The organism is Cellulomonas gilvus ATCC 13127 (genome assembly GCF_000218545.1).
Taxonomy (GTDB): Bacteria; Actinomycetota; Actinomycetes; order Actinomycetales; family Cellulomonadaceae; genus Cellulomonas; species Cellulomonas gilvus.
The window spans coordinates 383,101-399,754 of record NC_015671.1; the positions used below are offsets into that span (position 1 = coordinate 383,101).

14 protein-coding genes are annotated in these 16,654 nt (G+C 74.8%); 8 read left to right on the plus strand and 6 right to left on the minus strand.

Translation table 11 applies throughout. The features are described 5' to 3' along the window. The first annotated feature begins 92 nt into the window (after positions 1 to 92). Positions 93 to 1,742: a hypothetical protein gene (locus CELGI_RS01750; protein ID WP_013882390.1), complete on the plus strand. Its 1,650-nt coding sequence runs from the start codon at positions 93 to 95 to the stop codon at positions 1,740 to 1,742. A gap of 7 nt (positions 1,743 to 1,749) precedes the next feature. Here CELGI_RS01750 and CELGI_RS01755 read toward each other — a convergent pair whose 3' ends face one another. From CELGI_RS01755 to CELGI_RS01775, 5 genes are all read right to left on the minus strand, one after another. Further along, positions 1,750 to 2,748, minus strand: a complete 999-nt coding sequence (locus CELGI_RS01755; RefSeq protein ID WP_013882391.1) for an alpha/beta hydrolase — start codon at positions 2,746 to 2,748, stop codon at positions 1,750 to 1,752. 17 nt (positions 2,749 to 2,765) lie between these two features. Continuing rightward, the gene (locus CELGI_RS01760; protein ID WP_013882392.1) at positions 2,766 to 3,722 is read right to left on the minus strand and encodes a zinc-binding dehydrogenase; all 957 of its coding nucleotides are present in this window, start codon (positions 3,720 to 3,722) and stop codon (positions 2,766 to 2,768) included. A 46-nt stretch (positions 3,723 to 3,768) separates the two neighbouring features. After that, positions 3,769 to 4,488 carry a maleylpyruvate isomerase N-terminal domain-containing protein gene (locus CELGI_RS01765; protein ID WP_013882393.1) on the minus strand — a complete coding sequence of 240 codons (720 nt, stop codon included), beginning with the start codon at positions 4,486 to 4,488 and terminating at the stop codon, positions 3,769 to 3,771. 23 nt (positions 4,489 to 4,511) lie between these two features. After that, on the minus strand, positions 4,512 to 5,729 hold the full coding sequence (gene metX / locus CELGI_RS01770) for a homoserine O-acetyltransferase MetX (RefSeq protein ID WP_150104636.1): 1,218 nt from the start codon (positions 5,727 to 5,729) through the stop codon (positions 4,512 to 4,514). Positions 5,730 to 5,854: 125 nt separating this feature from the next. After that, positions 5,855 to 7,174, minus strand: a complete 1,320-nt coding sequence (locus CELGI_RS01775) for a bifunctional o-acetylhomoserine/o-acetylserine sulfhydrylase (protein WP_013882395.1) — start codon at positions 7,172 to 7,174, stop codon at positions 5,855 to 5,857. Positions 7,175 to 7,571: 397 nt separating this feature from the next. Between CELGI_RS01775 and CELGI_RS01780 the strand changes: the two genes are divergently transcribed. Next, positions 7,572 to 8,984 (plus strand): C40 family peptidase, encoded by a 1,413-nt coding sequence (locus tag CELGI_RS01780; protein WP_013882396.1) that lies wholly within the window; start codon positions 7,572 to 7,574, stop codon positions 8,982 to 8,984. A 60-nt stretch (positions 8,985 to 9,044) separates the two neighbouring features. Here the strand turns inward: CELGI_RS01780 and CELGI_RS01785 are convergent, their stop codons facing one another. Next, on the minus strand, positions 9,045 to 9,539 hold the full coding sequence (locus CELGI_RS01785; RefSeq protein WP_013882397.1) for an inorganic diphosphatase: 495 nt from the start codon (positions 9,537 to 9,539) through the stop codon (positions 9,045 to 9,047). Between the two features lie 161 nt (positions 9,540 to 9,700). On the opposite strand from CELGI_RS01785, the gene dacB reads away from it, so the two are divergent. From dacB to folE, 6 genes are all read left to right on the plus strand, one after another. Next, positions 9,701 to 11,116: a D-alanyl-D-alanine carboxypeptidase/D-alanyl-D-alanine endopeptidase gene (gene dacB, locus CELGI_RS01790; RefSeq protein ID WP_013882398.1), complete on the plus strand. Its 1,416-nt coding sequence runs from the start codon at positions 9,701 to 9,703 to the stop codon at positions 11,114 to 11,116. A 21-nt stretch (positions 11,117 to 11,137) separates the two neighbouring features. After that, positions 11,138 to 12,199: a zinc-dependent metalloprotease gene (locus CELGI_RS01795; RefSeq protein WP_013882399.1), complete on the plus strand. Its 1,062-nt coding sequence runs from the start codon at positions 11,138 to 11,140 to the stop codon at positions 12,197 to 12,199. Positions 12,200 to 12,210: 11 nt separating this feature from the next. Further along, on the plus strand, positions 12,211 to 13,245 hold the full coding sequence (gene tilS, locus CELGI_RS01800; RefSeq protein ID WP_013882400.1) for a tRNA lysidine(34) synthetase TilS: 1,035 nt from the start codon (positions 12,211 to 12,213) through the stop codon (positions 13,243 to 13,245). A 52-nt stretch (positions 13,246 to 13,297) separates the two neighbouring features. Next, positions 13,298 to 13,852: a hypoxanthine phosphoribosyltransferase gene (hpt, locus tag CELGI_RS01805; protein ID WP_013882401.1), complete on the plus strand. Its 555-nt coding sequence runs from the start codon at positions 13,298 to 13,300 to the stop codon at positions 13,850 to 13,852. Between the two features lie 166 nt (positions 13,853 to 14,018). Next, the gene (ftsH, locus tag CELGI_RS01810) at positions 14,019 to 16,052 is read left to right on the plus strand and encodes an ATP-dependent zinc metalloprotease FtsH (RefSeq protein WP_013882402.1); all 2,034 of its coding nucleotides are present in this window, start codon (positions 14,019 to 14,021) and stop codon (positions 16,050 to 16,052) included. Beyond that, positions 16,052 to 16,654 (plus strand): GTP cyclohydrolase I FolE, encoded by a 603-nt coding sequence (gene folE, locus CELGI_RS01815; protein ID WP_013882403.1) that lies wholly within the window; start codon positions 16,052 to 16,054, stop codon positions 16,652 to 16,654. The genes ftsH and folE overlap by 1 nt, the downstream gene beginning before the upstream one ends.

Below are 16,654 nucleotides of genomic sequence, written 5' to 3' on the forward strand. Positions count from 1 at the left end.
GAGTGTGGGCGCACACGCTCGCGTCGCCGCGGCAGCTCCACACTCCGAGGGGTCTCGCGCAGTCCAGCGCGCCCAGGAAGGCCGGGTCCCGGATGCCCATCTTCGAGCTCGACGAGGGTCGCGCACGCCTCGTCCAGCCGATGCAACCGCTCCCCGGCTCGTTCGCGAACGACTGCGCCGCGCTCCTGACGCACCACCTCGCCCCGATCGCGGGTGAGCCGCTGTTCCCGGTGCGGCGCCGGTCCGGCGCGCCCGACCACGCGGACCTGCCCGAGCTGCTGGCGCTGGACTCCACGGGGCGCACGGTGGTCGTCGAGGTGGTGCAGGTGCTCGACGACGACGCGGTGGTCGCGGCCCTGCGGCACGCGGGCGCGGCGGCGCGCATGACCGCGACGGACCTGGCGCGGTCCTACCACGCGGACCCGGACCGGTTCGCGGTGGACTTCGCGGCGTTCCGGGAGCAGGTCGCGTACGGGATGACGACGAGCCGGCGCGAGGGCGTGCGGCTCGTCGTGCTGTGCTCGGAGGTCGCGGCGGAGGCGGGGGACACGCTCGGGTACCTGCGCGGACCGGGACGGCACGTCGACGTGCTGCAGCTCGGCGTCGTGCGCGGCGCCGACGACCGCCGGCTGCTCGAGGTCGCCCCGCTGGCGCGGCACGAGAACGTGCGGCGTCCGGTCGAGCCCACGGCGCTGCGGCTCGTGCGCTCGTCCGAGGCGTCGTTCGCGACCGCGATGGCCTACGAGGGGGACCGGCGCCGGCCGCCGTCGCCCGTGGGGCACGCGACGGCGACGTTCGGCGCGCCGAACACGTCCACGGGTGCGCCGGTCGCGCCGGGGCTGCCGCCCACGTCGGCGTTCCCGTCCGCACCGCCGGTGACCGCGGCCACGCCCGCCGGTGTCCCGCACCGCGCGGCCCGGTCCTCGGACGACACCACGGTGGTGCCCCCCGTGCCCGCGGACCCGGGGCCCGCGGGCGCGCGGACGCCGGTCCGGCAGTCCGTGCTGCCCGCCACCCCGGCCGGTCAGGGCCAGGACGCGCGCCCGGCCTCGTCCTACGCGGGGGACCTGCCCGCCGGCACGCACCCCGCCGCGCCGTACGCGGCGCCGCGGCAGTCGGGCGCCGCGACCGCGCTGCCGGGTGCGACGCCCATGTCGAGCGCGCTGGTGACCGACCTGCTGGGCTCGAACCCCTCGACGCGCTCGATGCCCTCGGCACCCGCGCCGCAGCAGCCGTGGTCCGCGCAGCCCAGCACCCCGTACACCCCGGGCGGGCTGCGGCCCGCGGGCGGCGAGCAGGCCGCGACCCCCGTACGTGGCGTCCCGCGGACGGCGGCGAGCTCGTCGGGCACGCCCGCGCGGGCGGTCTCGACGGAGCCGACACCCGCGGTGCCCACCGAGCCCGAGCCCGCACCCGTCGAGCCCGGGCGGTCCGAGCCCGACGCGCCCGCGAGCGCCGTCGAGCCGCGCACCACGCCGTACCCGGAGCTCGGCATCCTGGCGAAGCAGCGCCGCGCGCTGGCCACGCTCGTGTGGCTGCGCGAGCGCCGCAACCAGCGGATCGTCGCGCTGCTGCGGCACGACGGCCTGATCGAGCTGCCGGACGGGCGCACCTACATCGAGCCGGGCGATGCCGCGGCCGCGGCCGCGGGCTCGCTCACCGAGATCGACGGGTGGCGCGCGTGGCGCCTGGGCGACGGCGGTCCGACGCTCGCCGAGGCCACAGGCCGCGGCCACCTCTGACCGCGGCTCACGCCCAGCCGTACGCGGCCGTCCAGCGGTCGAGCTCCGCGTAGAAGCGCGCGCGGACGGGTGGTGCGGACAGCGTCAGGTCGTGCACGCCGTCGGGGATCCGCACCACGGTGACCACCGGGCCCAGCTGCACGGCGCGCCGCGCCAGGAGCTCGACGTCGAGCACCACGTCCGCCGAGCGCATCTGCTCGCTCCACCACGGGCTGATGAGCGTGCGCGCTGACGCGAGCATGAGGACGGGCGCGTCGATCCGCAGCCCGCGGGCCACGAGCGTGTGCCCGGTCATGACCGCGCGCAGCCACCCCGCGCGCACGGGGAACGACGGCGTGGGCCGCCACCGCTCGTCGTACGTCCACTCGCCGCCCGTCGCGGCCCCCACGGTGCGCGCGTAGTACCCGGGGTCGATGTTGGGCAGGGGCGCCTTGGGCTGGAAGCGCGCCAGCTGCGCGACCGCGGGGGTGCTGAGGTTGCGCAGCAGACCCGAGCCCTGCAGCTCGAGCCACGGGCTGTTGAGGATCATGCCGCTGACCGCGCCGGGGTGCCGGGCGGCCCACAGCGAGACGACGAGCCCGCCGGTGGAGTGCCCCATGAGCATCACGCGGGCGTGCGGACCGAGCTCGTCGCGGATCACGCCGAGCGCGGCGTCCAGGTCCTCGTCGTACGTCGTGAGGTCGTCGACGTAGCCGGGGGTCTGGTGCTCGCGCAGGCTGCGGCCGTACTTGCGCAGGTCCACCGCGTAGAACGCGACGCCGCGCGCGTGCCAGTGCTCCGCGAGCCCGGTCTGGAAGAAGTAGTCCGACCAGCCGTGCACGTAGAGCAGCGCGCGCGCCGGGCGCAGCGCCGTCCCCGCGGGTGGCCGGTAGCGCACCAGCGTGGTGACGACCTCGCCCTCGTCGTCGTCGGCCAGCGCGAGCGTGCGCGCCTGGAAGCCCGAACCGAGCACGTCGTCGACCCACGTGCCGGTCGTCGTGCCGGTCGTCGTGCTGTCGTCGGGCACCGCGCCTCCCGCCTCGGTCAGGGCGTCACGACGATCTTGCCGAACTGCGCGCCGGCCGCCAGACGGCCCAGGGCCTCGCCGGCCCGCGCGAGCGGGAACGTCGCGTCGACGAGCGGGCGCACGCCCGTGCGGGCGAGGAACGCGAGCAGGTGCACCAGGTCCTCGCGCGATCCCATCGTCACGCCGCGCACGGTGATCTCCTGGAAGAACACGCGTGTCAGCTCGGCCGCGGTCGGGTCGCCGCTGGTCGCGCCGGCCACCACCACGGTCCCGCCCGGCCGGACCGAGCGCATGGTGTGCGACCACGTGGCGCGGCCCACGGTCTCGAGCACCACGTCGGCGCGCGGCACACGCGCACCCGGCTCGACCGCGCCGGCGGCGCCCAGGGTCAGTGCGCGTTCGCGGCGCTCGGGCGACCGGCTGGTCACCAGCACCTCGAGGCCGGCGGCGGCACCCAGCAGGACCGCGGCGGTGGCGACGCCCCCGCCCGCACCCTGCACCAGCACGCGCTGGCCGGGCGTGGCGCGCCCCGCGGTGAACAGCATCCGGTACGCGGTGAGCCAGGCCGTGGGCAGGCATGCGGCCTCGACGAAGGACAGCTCGGCGGGCTTGTCCACCAGGTTCCAGGTCGGCACCGCGACGCGTTCGGCGAGCGTCCCCGGGTAGCGCTCGGACAGCAGCGACCGCGGCTCGTCGGGGCCGACGCCGTGCCCGGCGGGCCCGCCGATCACGCCGTGCACCACCACCTCGCGTCCGTCGACCACACCCGCCGCATCGGTGCCGAGCACCATGGGCAGCTGTTCGGCGCGCAGCCCCACGCCGCGCAGCGACCACAGGTCGTGGTGGTTGAGCGCGGCGGCCCGCACGTCCACCACCGACCAGTGCTCGCGCGGCTCGGGCTCGGGACGCTCCCCGACCTCGAGACCCGACACGGGGTCGTCGGACGAGAAGGCGCGTACCCAGGCGGCGATCACACCGTCACGTTACCGACGCGTACGTGCGCAGGGCGATGCGCACGCGTCAGAGCACGGGCAGCATGCGCCCCAGGTCGGGGACCGAGTCGCCCGTCCAGCGGGCCTGGAGCGCGGCGGACAGCTCGTCCACGTCGTACGGCGTGCGCCCCGCGGCGAGCCGCACCCAGCGCCGCGCGTCGACGACCTCGAGGTCCCACCCGCCGCGCGCGACCACGATCGCGAGCAGCTCACGCGCCACCAGGTCGAGCGCACCCGGGTCCACCGGGTCGGGTACGGCGGTCGCGAACCGGCGCACCGAGCGCCGCAGGTCGTCGCCGTGCACCACGAGCTCGACCACGCGCGAGACGGTCACGGCCGACAGCCGGACCGGGCCGCGCCGGGCCTGGACCACGGGGTCGCCCTCGCGCGCCAGCTCGTCGAGGTTCGCGAACGCGGCGGCCGCGCGTGCGTCGATCCACGCGACCGGGTCGCCGGCCACCTGGGCGGCGAGCTCGCGCGTGGTCGTCGCGATGTCCGCTGCGCGGCTGCCGTACGTGCCCAGGTACTCGCCGAGCGTGAGCGGCACGGTGCCCGGCGGCACGGGTGTGCACGCCGCGAGCGCGTCCATCGCGCGGCCCAGGTGCGCCACGAGCTCCGCGACCGTCCAGCCCTCCAGGACCGACGGCTCGTCGCCCACGGTGTCGTCCACGACGTCCACCACCCAGGCGCGCAGGCGGTCCCACTGGGCGTGCAGAGCGGTGCCGGCCTCGGCCACGGTGGCGGTCATGGAGCCATCCTGCCGAACGGACGTCAGTGCGTGCGCACCCGTTCACGCAGGAACTCCGCGACGTGCTCGCCCACCTGGTCGGCCTCGATGAGGAAGCCGTCGTGCCCGAAGTCGGAGTGCACGACGCGGACCGGCCCCGCACCGGGCACGTGCGCCGCGATCCGCTCCGACTGCGCCAGGGGGAACAGGCGGTCGGTGTCCACCGCGACCACCAGGCCGTGCGCGGTGATCTGTGCGAGCGCGTTGTCCACGCCGCCGCGGTCCCGGCCCAGGTCGTGCGTGATCATCGAGCGCGTCAGCGTCACGTACGTGTTGGCGTCGAACCGTCGCGCGAGCTTGTCGCCGTGGTGCTCCAGGTAGGACTGGACGGCGAAGCGTCCGCCCTCGAGCGGGTCCTCGGCACCCTGCGGGATGCGGCCGAACCGCTCGTCGAGCTCGAGCGCGGACCGGTAGCTCTGGTGCGCGATCTGCCGCGCGATCCCGAGCCCGACGTGGGGGCCCTCACCGGGCGCGGCGTCGTAGTAGTCGCCCCCGCGGAACCCGGGGTCGGCGTGGATCGCGGCGATCTGGGTGTGGAAGTTGGCGATCTGGTCGCCCGTGGTCTGCGCGGAGGTGGCGATCGCGGCGAACGCCGCGACGCGCTGCGGTTCGGAGGCGGCCCACTCGAGCACGCGCAGGCCGCCCATCGACGCCCCGATCACCAGCGACCAGCGGCGGATGCCCAGCAGGTCGGCCAGCCGGACCTCGGCGGCGACCTGGTCCCGCACGGAGACCTGCGGGAACCGGCTGCCCCACGGGGTGCCGTCCGGCCCCGGCGACGCGGGTCCGGTCGAGCCCTGACACCCGCCCAGCACGTTGGGTGCGACGACGAACCAGCGCTCGGTGTCGATCGGCGCGCCCGGTCCGACCATCGACTGCCACCACCCCGGCGTGGGGTGCCCGTCCCCCGCGGGACCCGTCACGTGCGAGTCGCCCGTCAGGGCGTGCAGCACCAGGACCGCGTTGGAGCCGTCGGGTGCGAGCTCGCCCCACGTCTCGTACGCGAGCCGGACCGCGGGCAGGCGCCCGCCCGACTCGAGCGCGAACGGTCCGAGGTCGGCGAACTGGCGGCGCCCCACGGGGTCGCCCTCGCGCCAGGCCGACGAGGCCGGGGTCGGGGGCCGCTGCGCCACCGGCACCCGGCTGGCACGCGTGCTCGCGTGCGCCCGCGCGGGCGTGGTGGGGGCGTACTCGTCGGGCACGAGGAACCAATCTACGCAGGAGGCGGGCGCCCGGACCGGGTCGACCGCGGGTCGGGACGAACGTCCCGGGACCAGGCCGGACGGCAGCACGCGTGTCGTGCGCCGCCGTCCGGCCCGGCCTGTGGTCAGGCGCCCTTCGCGGCCCGAAAGCCGGCCTCGAGGTCCGCCAGGATGTCGTCGATGTGCTCGATGCCGACCGCGAGACGCACGAGGCCGGGCGTGACGCCCGAGAGCGCCTGCTCCTGCGGCGTGAGCTGCGAGTGGGTCGTCGAGGCGGGGTGGATCACGAGCGAGCGGACGTCGCCGATGTTGGCGACGTTCGAGTGCAGCTCGAGCGCCGAGACGAACGACTGACCGGCCGCGGACCCGCCCTCGAGCTCGAACGCGAGCACCGCACCGGCACCACGGGGCGCGTACTTGAGCTGGTTCGCGTGCCACGGGCTCGACTCGAGGCCCGAGTAGTGCACGCCGAGCACGTCGTCGCGCGCCTCGAGCCACTGCGCGACCGTGGCCGCGTTCTGCACGTGCCGCTCGACGCGCAGCGAGAGCGTCTCGATGCCCTGCGAGATGAGGAACGCGTTGAACGGGGAGATCGCGGCGCCCAGGTCCCGCAGGAGCTGGATGCGCGCCTTGAGGATGTAGGACAGGTTCGCACCGAACGCGGAGCCCACCCCGAGCGCCTCGGCGATGTTGAGGCCGTGGTACGAGGGGTCGGGGGAGTTGAAGCCCGGGAACCGGTCCGGGTGCTGCGCGTAGTCGAACGTGCCGCCGTCGACGATCACGCCGCCGATCGCCGAGCCGTGCCCGCCCAGGTACTTGGTGGCGGAGTGCACCACCACGTCGGCGCCCCACTTCAGCGGGTTGATGAGGTACGGCGTGGCGACGGTGTTGTCGACGATCAGCGGTGCGCCGTACTCGTGCGCGACGCCCGCGACGAGCTCGATGTCCAGCACGTCGGACCGGGGGTTCGGGATCGTCTCGGCGAAGAACGCCTTGGTGTTGGGGCGGATCGCGGCGCGCCACGCCTCGGCGTCGTGCGGGTCCTCGACGAACGTGGTCTCCACGCCCAGCTTGGGCAGCGTGTGGTGCAGCAGGTTGTACGTGCCGCCGTACAGCGACGGGCTCGCGACGACGTGGTCACCGGCCTCCGCGACGTTGAGGATCGCGAACGTCGCGGCCGCCTGCCCGGACGCGACCAGCAGCGCGCCCACGCCGCCCTCGAGCGACGCGATGCGGTTCTCGACGACCTCCTGCGTGGGGTTGCCGATGCGCGTGTAGATCGGGCCGAGGTCCTGCAGCGCGAACCGCGCGGCGGCCTGCTCGGCGGAGTCGAACACGTAGGACGTGGTCTGGTAGATCGGCAGCGCCCGCGCGCCCGTGGTCGGGTCGGGGCTCTGGCCCGCGTGGATCTGGCGGGTCTCGAAGCTCCAGCTCTCGTTGCTCATCTCTGGCTCCTTGCGGTCGGTCCTGGGGAAGGTCCGCGGGGAGCTCGGGCAGCCGACGTCCGTCCCGCGGGTGGGAGGTGGTGGCGCACGTTCCGAGCAGTGCTCGAGCGGGTACGGCGTCCGGCGTCGAGGCCGGGCCGCCCGCGGGCAGGCCGAACGTGCGCGTCAGCGACACATTCGGCAGGAGAACATGCGCCGAGAGTAGGTCGACGTGACCAGTTGTCGGAACGCCCGTCTCACGTGTCGGACGGCGGCGGTCCGACTCGTCCGCTTCCTCCCGAGTGTGGCTGCTGTGACTCGTGTGACTGTTGTGACGCCTGTTCACTTCTGGGGAGTCGCCCGGTAGCGTCCGTCGCTGGGCGCTCCCCGCGCCCGCACCACGACGAGAGGCACCCCCGTGAGCGAGCGCCGAGCCGGCCCACGACCGCGCGTGCGCCGCCGTGTGTCCGGCGCCCTGACGCTCGCCACCGCGGCCGCGCTGCTCGTCGGTGCCCCCGGTGCGTTCGCCGACCCGGGCGGTCCGTCCGACCAGGACGTGCAGGACGCGCGCGAGGCCGTGCGCGACGCGGAGCAGTCGGTCGCCCAGATGGAGATCCGGCTCGCGCAGCTGAGCACGCAGGCCGACGCGGCCGAGCGGGCCGTGCAGCAGGCCGGTGAGGCGTACACGCAGGCGCTCGCCGCAGCCGAGGACGCGCAGGGCGCGGCCGACGACGCCGCGCAGCGTTCCAGCGACGCCGCGGCCACCGCCGAGCAGGCACGCCGCGAGCTCGTCGCGATCGCGCGCCAGGTCGCGCGCTCGGGCGGCTCGGCCGACCTGGTGGAGTCGCTCCTGTCCGCCGAGGGCTTCGAGGACGTCGCGCGCCGCACGAGCGCGATGGACCAGATCACGGGCAAGGCCGACGAGGCCGTGCAGGCCTACCGCGCGGCGGACCTGGTCGCCGGCACGCTCTCGGCCCAGGCGCAGGACGCCGCGGCCACGGCGGCCGACGCGCAGGCGGACGCGCAGACCGCGCTCGACGCCGCGCAGGACACCGCGGACGACGCCGATGCGGCACGCGTCCAGGGTGAGCAGGAGCGCGAGGCTCTGCTCGCGCAGCTGGCCGCGGCGCGCAGCACGAGCGTCGAGGTCGAGCGCGAGCGCCAGGAGGCGATCGACGAGGAGCGCCGCCGCCGCGAGGAGCGCGAGGCGCGCGAGGAGCACGAGCAGGACCCGGACCCCGAACCGACCACGCCGTCGCCCGACCCGACGACGCCGCCGGACCGTCCGGACCCGACCACGCCGCCGGACCGCCCGGACCCGACCACGCCGCCGGACCGCCCGGACCCCGACCCGGGGCCCACGACGCCCCCGGCCCAGCCGACGCGTCCGCCGACGCCCAAGCCCGACCCGACCAAGCCGAGCAACCCCGGCAACGGCCTGGGCACCGGCGTCTCGCGCGGGTCGGCGTCGCAGGGCGCCACCGCGGTCGCGGTGGCCAAGTCCCGCCTGGGCGCGCCGTACGTGTGGGGCGGCACGGGCCCCGGCTACGACTGCTCGGGCCTGACCATGACGTCGTGGAGCGCGGCCGGCGTGGGCATCAACCGCACGTCGCGCGACCAGTACAAGCAGGTCCTCAAGATCAGCTACTCGAGCATGCGACCCGGTGACCTGGTGTTCTGGGGCACGAACCCCGACGACGCGAACTCGATCTACCACGTGGCGATGTACATCGGCGGCGGTCAGATCATCGAGGCCCTGCGCCCCGGCCTGACGGTCCGCATCACGTCGATGCGGTACTACGGCGCGATGCCGTACGCCGGTCGCCCGTAGCGCCCGCACCACGACGAAGGCCCGGACCCCCGCACGGGGACCCGGGCCTTCGTCGTGGTGTCAGTGCTCGTAGCCGGCGTCGATCGCGCGCTGCCGCGAGCGCTGGATCTCGGCCTCGGCCTCCGCGCGGCCCGTCCAGTGCGCACCCTCGACGGACTTGCCGGGCTCGAGGTCCTTGTAGACCTCGAAGAAGTGCTGGATCTCGAGACGGTGGAAGTCGGACACGTCGTCGATGTCCTGGCGCCAGGCGGCGCGCTGGTCGCCCGTCGGGACGCACAGCACCTTGTCGTCGCCGCCCGCCTCGTCGCGCATGCGGAACATGCCGAGCGCGCGGCAGCGGATGAGGCAGCCCGGGAACGTGGGCTCCTCGAGCAGCACCAGGGCGTCCAGCGGGTCGCCGTCCTCACCCAGGGTGCCCTCGATGAAGCCGTAGTCGTCGGGGTAGCGCGTCGAGGTGAAGAGCATGCGGTCGAGCCGGATGCGCCCGGTCGCGTGGTCCACCTCGTACTTGTTGCGCTGACCCTTGGGGATCTCGATGGTGACGTCGAACTCCACAGCACTCCTGTCCGCCGCGCCGCCGGCCGGTGGGCCGGCGGTGGTCGGGGCTTCGTGATCGGTGACCGGCGCGCCGGTGGGACGGTCACATCGTCTCGTCCGCATAGTCTGACGCACCGGCGGGGCACTCGTCCCACCCGGTCTTCGTCGGGAGCGTGATCATGGCCACAGGCGCGCGCGTCGTGGGTGTCTCGGCGCTCGTCGTCGTGCTCGGCCTCGGCGGCTACGTGGCCGCCGACGCGTACGACGTGGTGCCCGGGCTGGTCACGCTCGACCCCGTGCCCGCCGATCCGGCGCCCTTCCCGACCGCACCCGGCGCGGTCCTGCCCGGTGACGTGGTGCCCGCGCTCGGCGCGCTCGACCCCCAGGCCCCGCAGCCCGCGGCCGACGCCGTGACCGCGCTGGTCAAGGACCTGGTCGCCGAGGAGCACCTGGGCAGCGTGGGTGTGGTGGTCGCCGACCAGCTCACGGGCGAGGTCCTCGCGTCGCACGCCGCGGACCTCGCGCGCGAGCCCGCGTCGACCGCGAAGCTGGTCACCGCGGTCGCGGCGCTCGGCACGCTGGACTCCACCTCGACGCGGACGACGAGCGTGGTGCGCGGCTCGGACGGTTCGGTCGTGCTCGTCGGCGGCGGGGACATGATGCTCGCGCCCGACGAGGGCGACCCGACCGCCGTGGACGGCCGGGCGGGGCTGGGCGACCTGGCACGCGCGGCCGCCCGCCAGCTGACGCTCGCAGGCCTCACCGAGGTCACGCTGCGCGTGGACGACACGCTGTTCACGGGTCCCGCGGTGAGCCCGGGCTGGGACGACGGCGACCTGGACCTCGGCTACGTCGCGCCCGTGACGGCGCTCGCGGTGCACGTCGGTGCCACGCGCACCGACCTCGAGTACCCGCCCCGGCACGCCGACCCCGCGCTGGCCGCTGCCGCCGACTTCGCGAAGCGGCTCGAGGAGGCGGGCATCACGGTCACCGGCACACCCACGCGCGGTACGGCGCCCTCGGGTGCGACGCCGCTGGCGAGCGTCGAGTCGGCACCGCTCGCACAGGTGGTGCAGTTCTTCCTCGAGCACTCGGACAACACCGTGACCGAGGTCGTGTCCCGGTACGTCGCGCTCGACCAGTCGCTGCCGGCGAGCTTCGAGGGCGGGACCAAGGCGGTGCTCAGTGCCGTGGCGCGGCTGGGCGTGGACGTCACGGGTGCCCACCTGTCGGATGCGTCCGGGCTCGCCGAGGACTCCGCGCTCACGCCCTCCACGCTGACCGACCTGGTGGAGCTGGTGATGGACCCCGACCAGCCCACGCTGCGCGCCGTCGCCGTCGGCCTGCCCATCGCGGGGCTCACGGGCACGCTCGACGACCGCTACCTCGAGTCGCCCGCACGCGGACTGGTCCGGGCCAAGACCGGCAGCCTCGCGGGCGTCAAGGGTCTCGCGGGCACCGTGACCGACGAGCAGGGCCGCCAGCTGGTGTTCGCGGTGCTGGTCACGCACCCCAAGGCGGACGGCCCGTTCGCCGCTCGGCAGGCGATCGACCGCTTCGTCACAGCGCTCCAGGGCTGCGGCTGCTCGGGCTGAGCCCCGGGTTACCGTGACGCCATGAGCGCGACGACGGGGCCGGTGGACTGGGACGTCGCCGCCCGCGTGGGTGCGCGCGCGGCGCGTCCGGGCCCGGTCGACTCACGCGAGGAGCTCACCGCGCTCGTCGAGGGTCTGCGGTCGGCCGCGGGCGTCGCGGCCGAGCACGTGGTCCGCACCACGCGCCTGGCTCCCGCGGACGGCCGCGCGGCCGCGGACATCTCGCGCGTGATCGTCGTGGACCGCGCCGGGTGGGCGCACGCGAACGCGCGCGTGTTCGCGACGATGGCCGCGGACGTCACGGTCCCGGCGCACCAGGCCTCGCCGCGTCGGCGCGCGCTCGCCGGTGTGCAGGTGGGCGCGGTGCTCGCGCTGCTGTCCGGCAAGGTGCTGGGCCAGTTCGACCCGTTCACGCCCGCCCCCGGTGCGCCGGCGGACGCCCCGGGCGAGGGCCGGCTGCTGCTGGTCGCGCCCAACGTGCTCGAGGTGCAGCGTGCGCTGCGCGTGGACCCCGCGGACTTCCGGCTCTGGGTCGCGCTGCACGAGCAGACGCATGCGCTGCAGTTCGCGGCGGCGCCCTGGCTGGCCGCGCACCTGCGGGACCGGTCCGCGCGGCTGCTCGCGGGGCTCGCCGACGAGCAGGAGCAGTCGCTCGAGACCGTCGCGGCGGGTGTGCGGCGGGCCGTGTCGGGCGCCGGCTCGGTGCTCGACGTGCTGACCGCGGAGCAGCGCACGCTGTTCGACGAGGTCGGCGCGGTCATGGCCCTGCTCGAGGGGCACGCCGACGTGACCATGGACGCCGTCGGGCGGACGGTGGTGCCCTCGGTGCGCCAGATCCGCCGGCGGTTCGAGGCGCGCCGCGAGTCGGGCGCGCGCTCGCGCGGAGCGCAGCGCGTGGTGCGCCGCGTGCTCGGCATGGACGAGAAGCTCGCGCAGTACCGCGACGGCGCGGTGTTCGTCCGGGCCGTGCGCTCGCGCGTCGGCATCGCCGCGGCCAACGCCGTGTGGGCCGCGCCCGAGCACCTGCCCACCGCCGCCGAGATCGCCGACCCGGCCGCGTGGGTGCGCCGGGTGCACGGCTGAGCCCGGGTTCCGTGCCCGGGCCGCACCCGCGGGTCGCCGCGGCGCGCAGCGCGGTGACGGCTGCGGTGGCCGACCTGCCCGATGACGCGCTGGTGCTGGTCGCGTGCTCGGGTGGCACGGACTCGCTCGCGCTGGCGGCCGCGGCGGCGTTCGCGGTGCCGCGCACCGGACGGCGTGCGGGTGCGGTCGTCGTGGACCACGGGCTGCAGCCGGGGTCCGACGAGGTGGCGCACCGGGCGGCCGCGCAGTGCCGCGCGCTCGGGCTCGACCCGGTCGCCGTGGTGCGCGTGGACGCGGCCGGACCGGGCGGCCCCGAGGCCGCCGCGCGCACCGCGCGGTACGCGGCGCTCGACGCCGAGGCCGCGCGCCTGGGTGCGTCCGCGGTGCTGCTGGGCCACACGCTCGACGACCAGGCCGAGACGGTGCTGCTGGGCCTCGCGCGCGGCTCGGGTGCGCGTGCGCTCGCGGGGATGCCGCGGGTCCGCGGCGTGCTGCGCCGGCCGCTGCTCGGGCTCACCCGGCAGGACACCGCGGCGGTGTGCGCGGAGCTCGGCCTCGACCCGTGGCAGGACCCGACCAACCGCGGCGCACCGGGCGACCCGTTGCGCAGCCGGGTGCGCGCCGAGGTGCTGCCCGTGCTGGAACGTGTGCTGGGACCGGGGGTCGCGCACGCGCTCGCGCGCACCGCCGACCAGCTGCGCGAGGACGCCGACGCGCTCGACGGGCACGCCGAGGCCGCGCTGGGGGCGGCGCTGCGTCCGGGAGGGTCGGGGCCCGTCGTCGTGGACGTCTGCGCGCTCGAGGGTGTGCCGGACGCGGTGCGACGGCGCGCGCTGCGCCGGGCCGCGGTCGCCGCGGGCGCACCCGCGGGCAGCCTCACCCGCACGCACGTCCTCGCGATGGACCGGCTGCTCACGCACTGGCACGGGCAGGGTCCCGTCGCGCTGCCGGGGCGGCTGGTGGCGCGCCGCGCCTGTGGCACGCTTGTCGTCGGGCCCGACGACGAGCCGGCGGACGACCGTACGGTGCCGCCGGCCGACGCCTGAGGCCGCCGGCCCGCACCGCGGCCGGCACGGACGACGCGTGACAGGAGCGGCTGTGGACCCGGCGGACATGGGAGACGACCTCGAGAAGGTCCTGCTCTCGCAGGAGCAGCTGCACGCGCGGCTCGACGAGATCGCGGCACAGATCGACACGGACTACGCCGGCAAGGACGTGCTGCTGGTGGGCGTGCTCAAGGGTGCGGTGATGGTCATGGCCGACCTCGCGCGCCGCCTGCACTCCCCGGTCGCGATGGACTGGATGGCCGTCTCGTCGTACGGGTCGGGCACCAAGTCCTCGGGCGTCGTGCGGATCCTCAAGGACCTGGACACCGACCTCACGGGTCAGCACGTGCTCATCGTCGAGGACATCATCGACTCCGGCCTGACGCTGTCCTGGCTGGTCTCCAACCTGCGCAGCCGCGGCCCCGCGTCGGTCGAGATCGCGACGATGCTGCGCAAGCCCGACGCGGCCAAGGTCGAGGTCGACGTCCGGTACGTCGGGTTCGACATCCCGTCGGAGTTCGTCATCGGGTACGGGCTCGACTACGCGGAGAAGTACCGCAACCTGCCGTTCGTCGGGACGCTCGCGCCGCACGTGTACGGGGCCTGACGCCCGCCACGGACGCGCGCGGGCCGCGAGCCGGCCGCGACCTCGGGCCCGTCGGCCCTGCGCGAACAGGCGCCGGGAACGACGGAACCAGCGTGTACGTTCGTCCGATCAGTCCGTCCGACAGCTGCCCGAGCAGGAGGGTGCGGGGCCAGCGCCCCGAAAGCCTATGAACCTCAAGCGCCTCGTTCGCGGTCCCTTCCTGTGGATCGCCCTGGCCGTCGTGCTGCTGTGGATCGGCGTGAGCACGCTCACGCAGCCCTCCGTGAAGTCGATCGACACGTCCGACGGGCTCGCGCTGCTCGCGCAGGACAAGGTCGAGCAGGCCAAGATCACCGACGGCGTGCAGCGCGTCGAGCTCACGCTCAAGGACGACTTCGTCAAGGGCGACGACAACTACGGCAAGCGCGTCCAGTTCCAGTACGTCGCACCGCAGGGCGAGACCGTGGTGGAGGCCGTGCAGGGCGCGGACCTGCCGAAGGGCTTCACGTCCTCGAACCCGCAGACGTCGTGGTGGAGCAGCCTGCTGTCGCTGGTGCTGCCGTTCATCATCATCCTGGCGATCTTCTGGTTCCTGATGGCGAACATGCAGGGCGGCGGCTCGCGCGTCATGAGCTTCGGCAAGTCGCGCGCCAAGCTGGTCTCCAAGGAGTCGCCGCAGGTCACGTTCGCGGACGTCGCGGGCGTCGACGAGGCGGTCGAGGAGCTCACGGAGATCAAGGAGTTCCTGTCCGAGCCGGCCAAGTTCCAGGCGGTCGGCGCCAAGATCCCCAAGGGCGTGCTGCTGTACGGCCCGCCCGGGACCGGCAAGACCCTGCTGGCGCGCGCGGTCGCGGGCGAGGCGGGCGTGCCGTTCTACTCGATCTCGGGCTCGGACTTCGTCGAGATGTTCGTCGGCGTCGGCGCCAGCCGCGTGCGGGACCTGTTCCAGCAGGCCAAGGAGAACAGCCCGGCCATCATCTTCGTCGACGAGATCGACGCGGTCGGCCGGCACCGTGGTGCGGGCCTGGGTGGCGGGCACGACGAGCGCGAGCAGACGCTGAACCAGATGCTCGTGGAGATGGACGGCTTCGACGTCAAGACGAACGTCATCCTCATCGCCGCGACCAACCGGCCGGACATCCTGGACCCCGCGCTGCTGCGGCCGGGCCGGTTCGACCGCCAGGTGGCCGTGGAGCCCCCGGACCTCAAGGGTCGCGAGCGCATCCTCACGGTGCACGCGCAGGGCAAGCCGATGGCGCCGCACGTGGACCTCACCGCGGTCGCGCGGCGCACCCCGGGCTTCACCGGTGCGGACCTGGCGAACGTGCTCAACGAGGCGGCGCTGCTCACCGCGCGCAAGAACGCGCAGATCATCGACGACCACGCGCTCGACGAGGCGATCGACCGCGTGGTCGCGGGCCCGCAGAAGCGCACGCGCGTCATGAACATCAAGGAGCAGAAGCTCACCGCGTACCACGAGGGCGGGCACGCCCTGGTGGCGGCGGCGCTGCGCTACACCGACCCGGTGACCAAGGTGACGATCCTGCCGCGCGGCCGCGCGCTGGGCTACACGATGGTCATGCCGCTCGAGGACAAGTACTCGATCACGCGCAACGAGCTGCTCGACCAGCTCGCGTACGCCATGGGCGGTCGCGTGGCCGAGGAGCTCGTGTTCCACGACCCGACCACGGGTGCGGGCAACGACATCGAGAAGGCGACCGCGACCGCGCGCCGCATGATCACGCAGTTCGGCATGAGCAGCACGCTGGGCGCCATCCGCCTGGGTCAGGACTCCGGCGAGGTGTTCCTGGGCCGCGACATGGGTCACCAGCGCGACTATTCCGAGGACGTCGCGGGCCGGATCGACGCCGAGGTGCGTGCGCTCATGGACCAGGCGCACCACGAGGCGTGGGAGATCCTCATCGAGTACCGGGACGTGCTCGACGCGCTCGTGCTCGAGCTCCTGGAGAAGGAGACGCTGAACGCCGAGCAGCTCGCGGAGATCTTCAAGCCCGTCGTCAAGCGCGAGCCGCGTCAGGTGTGGCTGTCGAGCGACCAGCGCGCGGTCTCCGACCGTCCGCCGGTGCTGACGCCCGCCGAGCTGGCCGAGCAGAACGGCCACGCGGTGGTCCCCGAGGACGAGGCCGCGGCGGCCAACCCCGACCGCCCGCCGGTCAAGACCATCGAGGTCCCCCCGGCCGAGACGCCCGGGGCCCCGTGATGGTCGACCCGATCTCCGCCCCCACGGGCGCGGTGGGCGAGTACGACCAGGCGCGCGCCGAGGCCGCGATCCGCGAGCTGCTGATCGCGGTCGGCGAGGACCCCGAGCGCGAGGGCCTGCAGGACACCCCCGCACGAGTCGCGCGGGCCTACCGCGAGGTCTTCGCGGGGCTGCGGATGACGCCGCAGGACGTCCTGACCACCACGTTCGACCTCGGCCACGAGGAGATGGTGCTGGTCAAGGACATCGAGGTGTACTCGACGTGCGAGCACCACCTGGTGCCGTTCCACGGCGTCGCGCACGTGGGGTACATCCCCGGCGTGGACGGGCGCATCACGGGCCTGTCCAAGCTCGCGCGCCTGGTGGACGTGTACGCGCGTCGCCCTCAGGTGCAGGAGCGGCTCACCGCGCAGATCGCGGACGCCATGGTCGCGACGCTGCAGCCGCGCGGTGTCATCGTCGTGGTCGAGTGCGAGCACCTGTGCATGTCCATGCGCGGCGTCCGCAAGCCCGGCTCGCGGACGGTCACGTCCGCCGTGCGGGGGCAGATGCGTGACGTCGCGACCCGCGCCGAGGCGATGAGCCTCATCCACGCGCGCTGA

Coding starts and splice junctions, on each gene's coding strand:
- CELGI_RS01750 (WP_013882390.1), top strand. CDS start 93: ATGCCCATCTTCGAGCTCGACGAGGGTCGCGCACGCCTCGTCCAGCCG.
- CELGI_RS01765 (WP_013882393.1), bottom strand. CDS start 4,488: ATGACCGCCACCGTGGCCGAGGCCGGCACCGCTCTGCACGCCCAGTGG.
- CELGI_RS01775 (WP_013882395.1), bottom strand. CDS start 7,174: ATGAGCAACGAGAGCTGGAGCTTCGAGACCCGCCAGATCCACGCGGGC.
- dacB (WP_013882398.1), top strand. CDS start 9,701: ATGGCCACAGGCGCGCGCGTCGTGGGTGTCTCGGCGCTCGTCGTCGTG.
- CELGI_RS01795 (WP_013882399.1), top strand. CDS start 11,138: ATGAGCGCGACGACGGGGCCGGTGGACTGGGACGTCGCCGCCCGCGTG.
- ftsH (WP_013882402.1), top strand. CDS start 14,019: ATGAACCTCAAGCGCCTCGTTCGCGGTCCCTTCCTGTGGATCGCCCTG.
- folE (WP_013882403.1), top strand. CDS start 16,052: ATGGTCGACCCGATCTCCGCCCCCACGGGCGCGGTGGGCGAGTACGAC.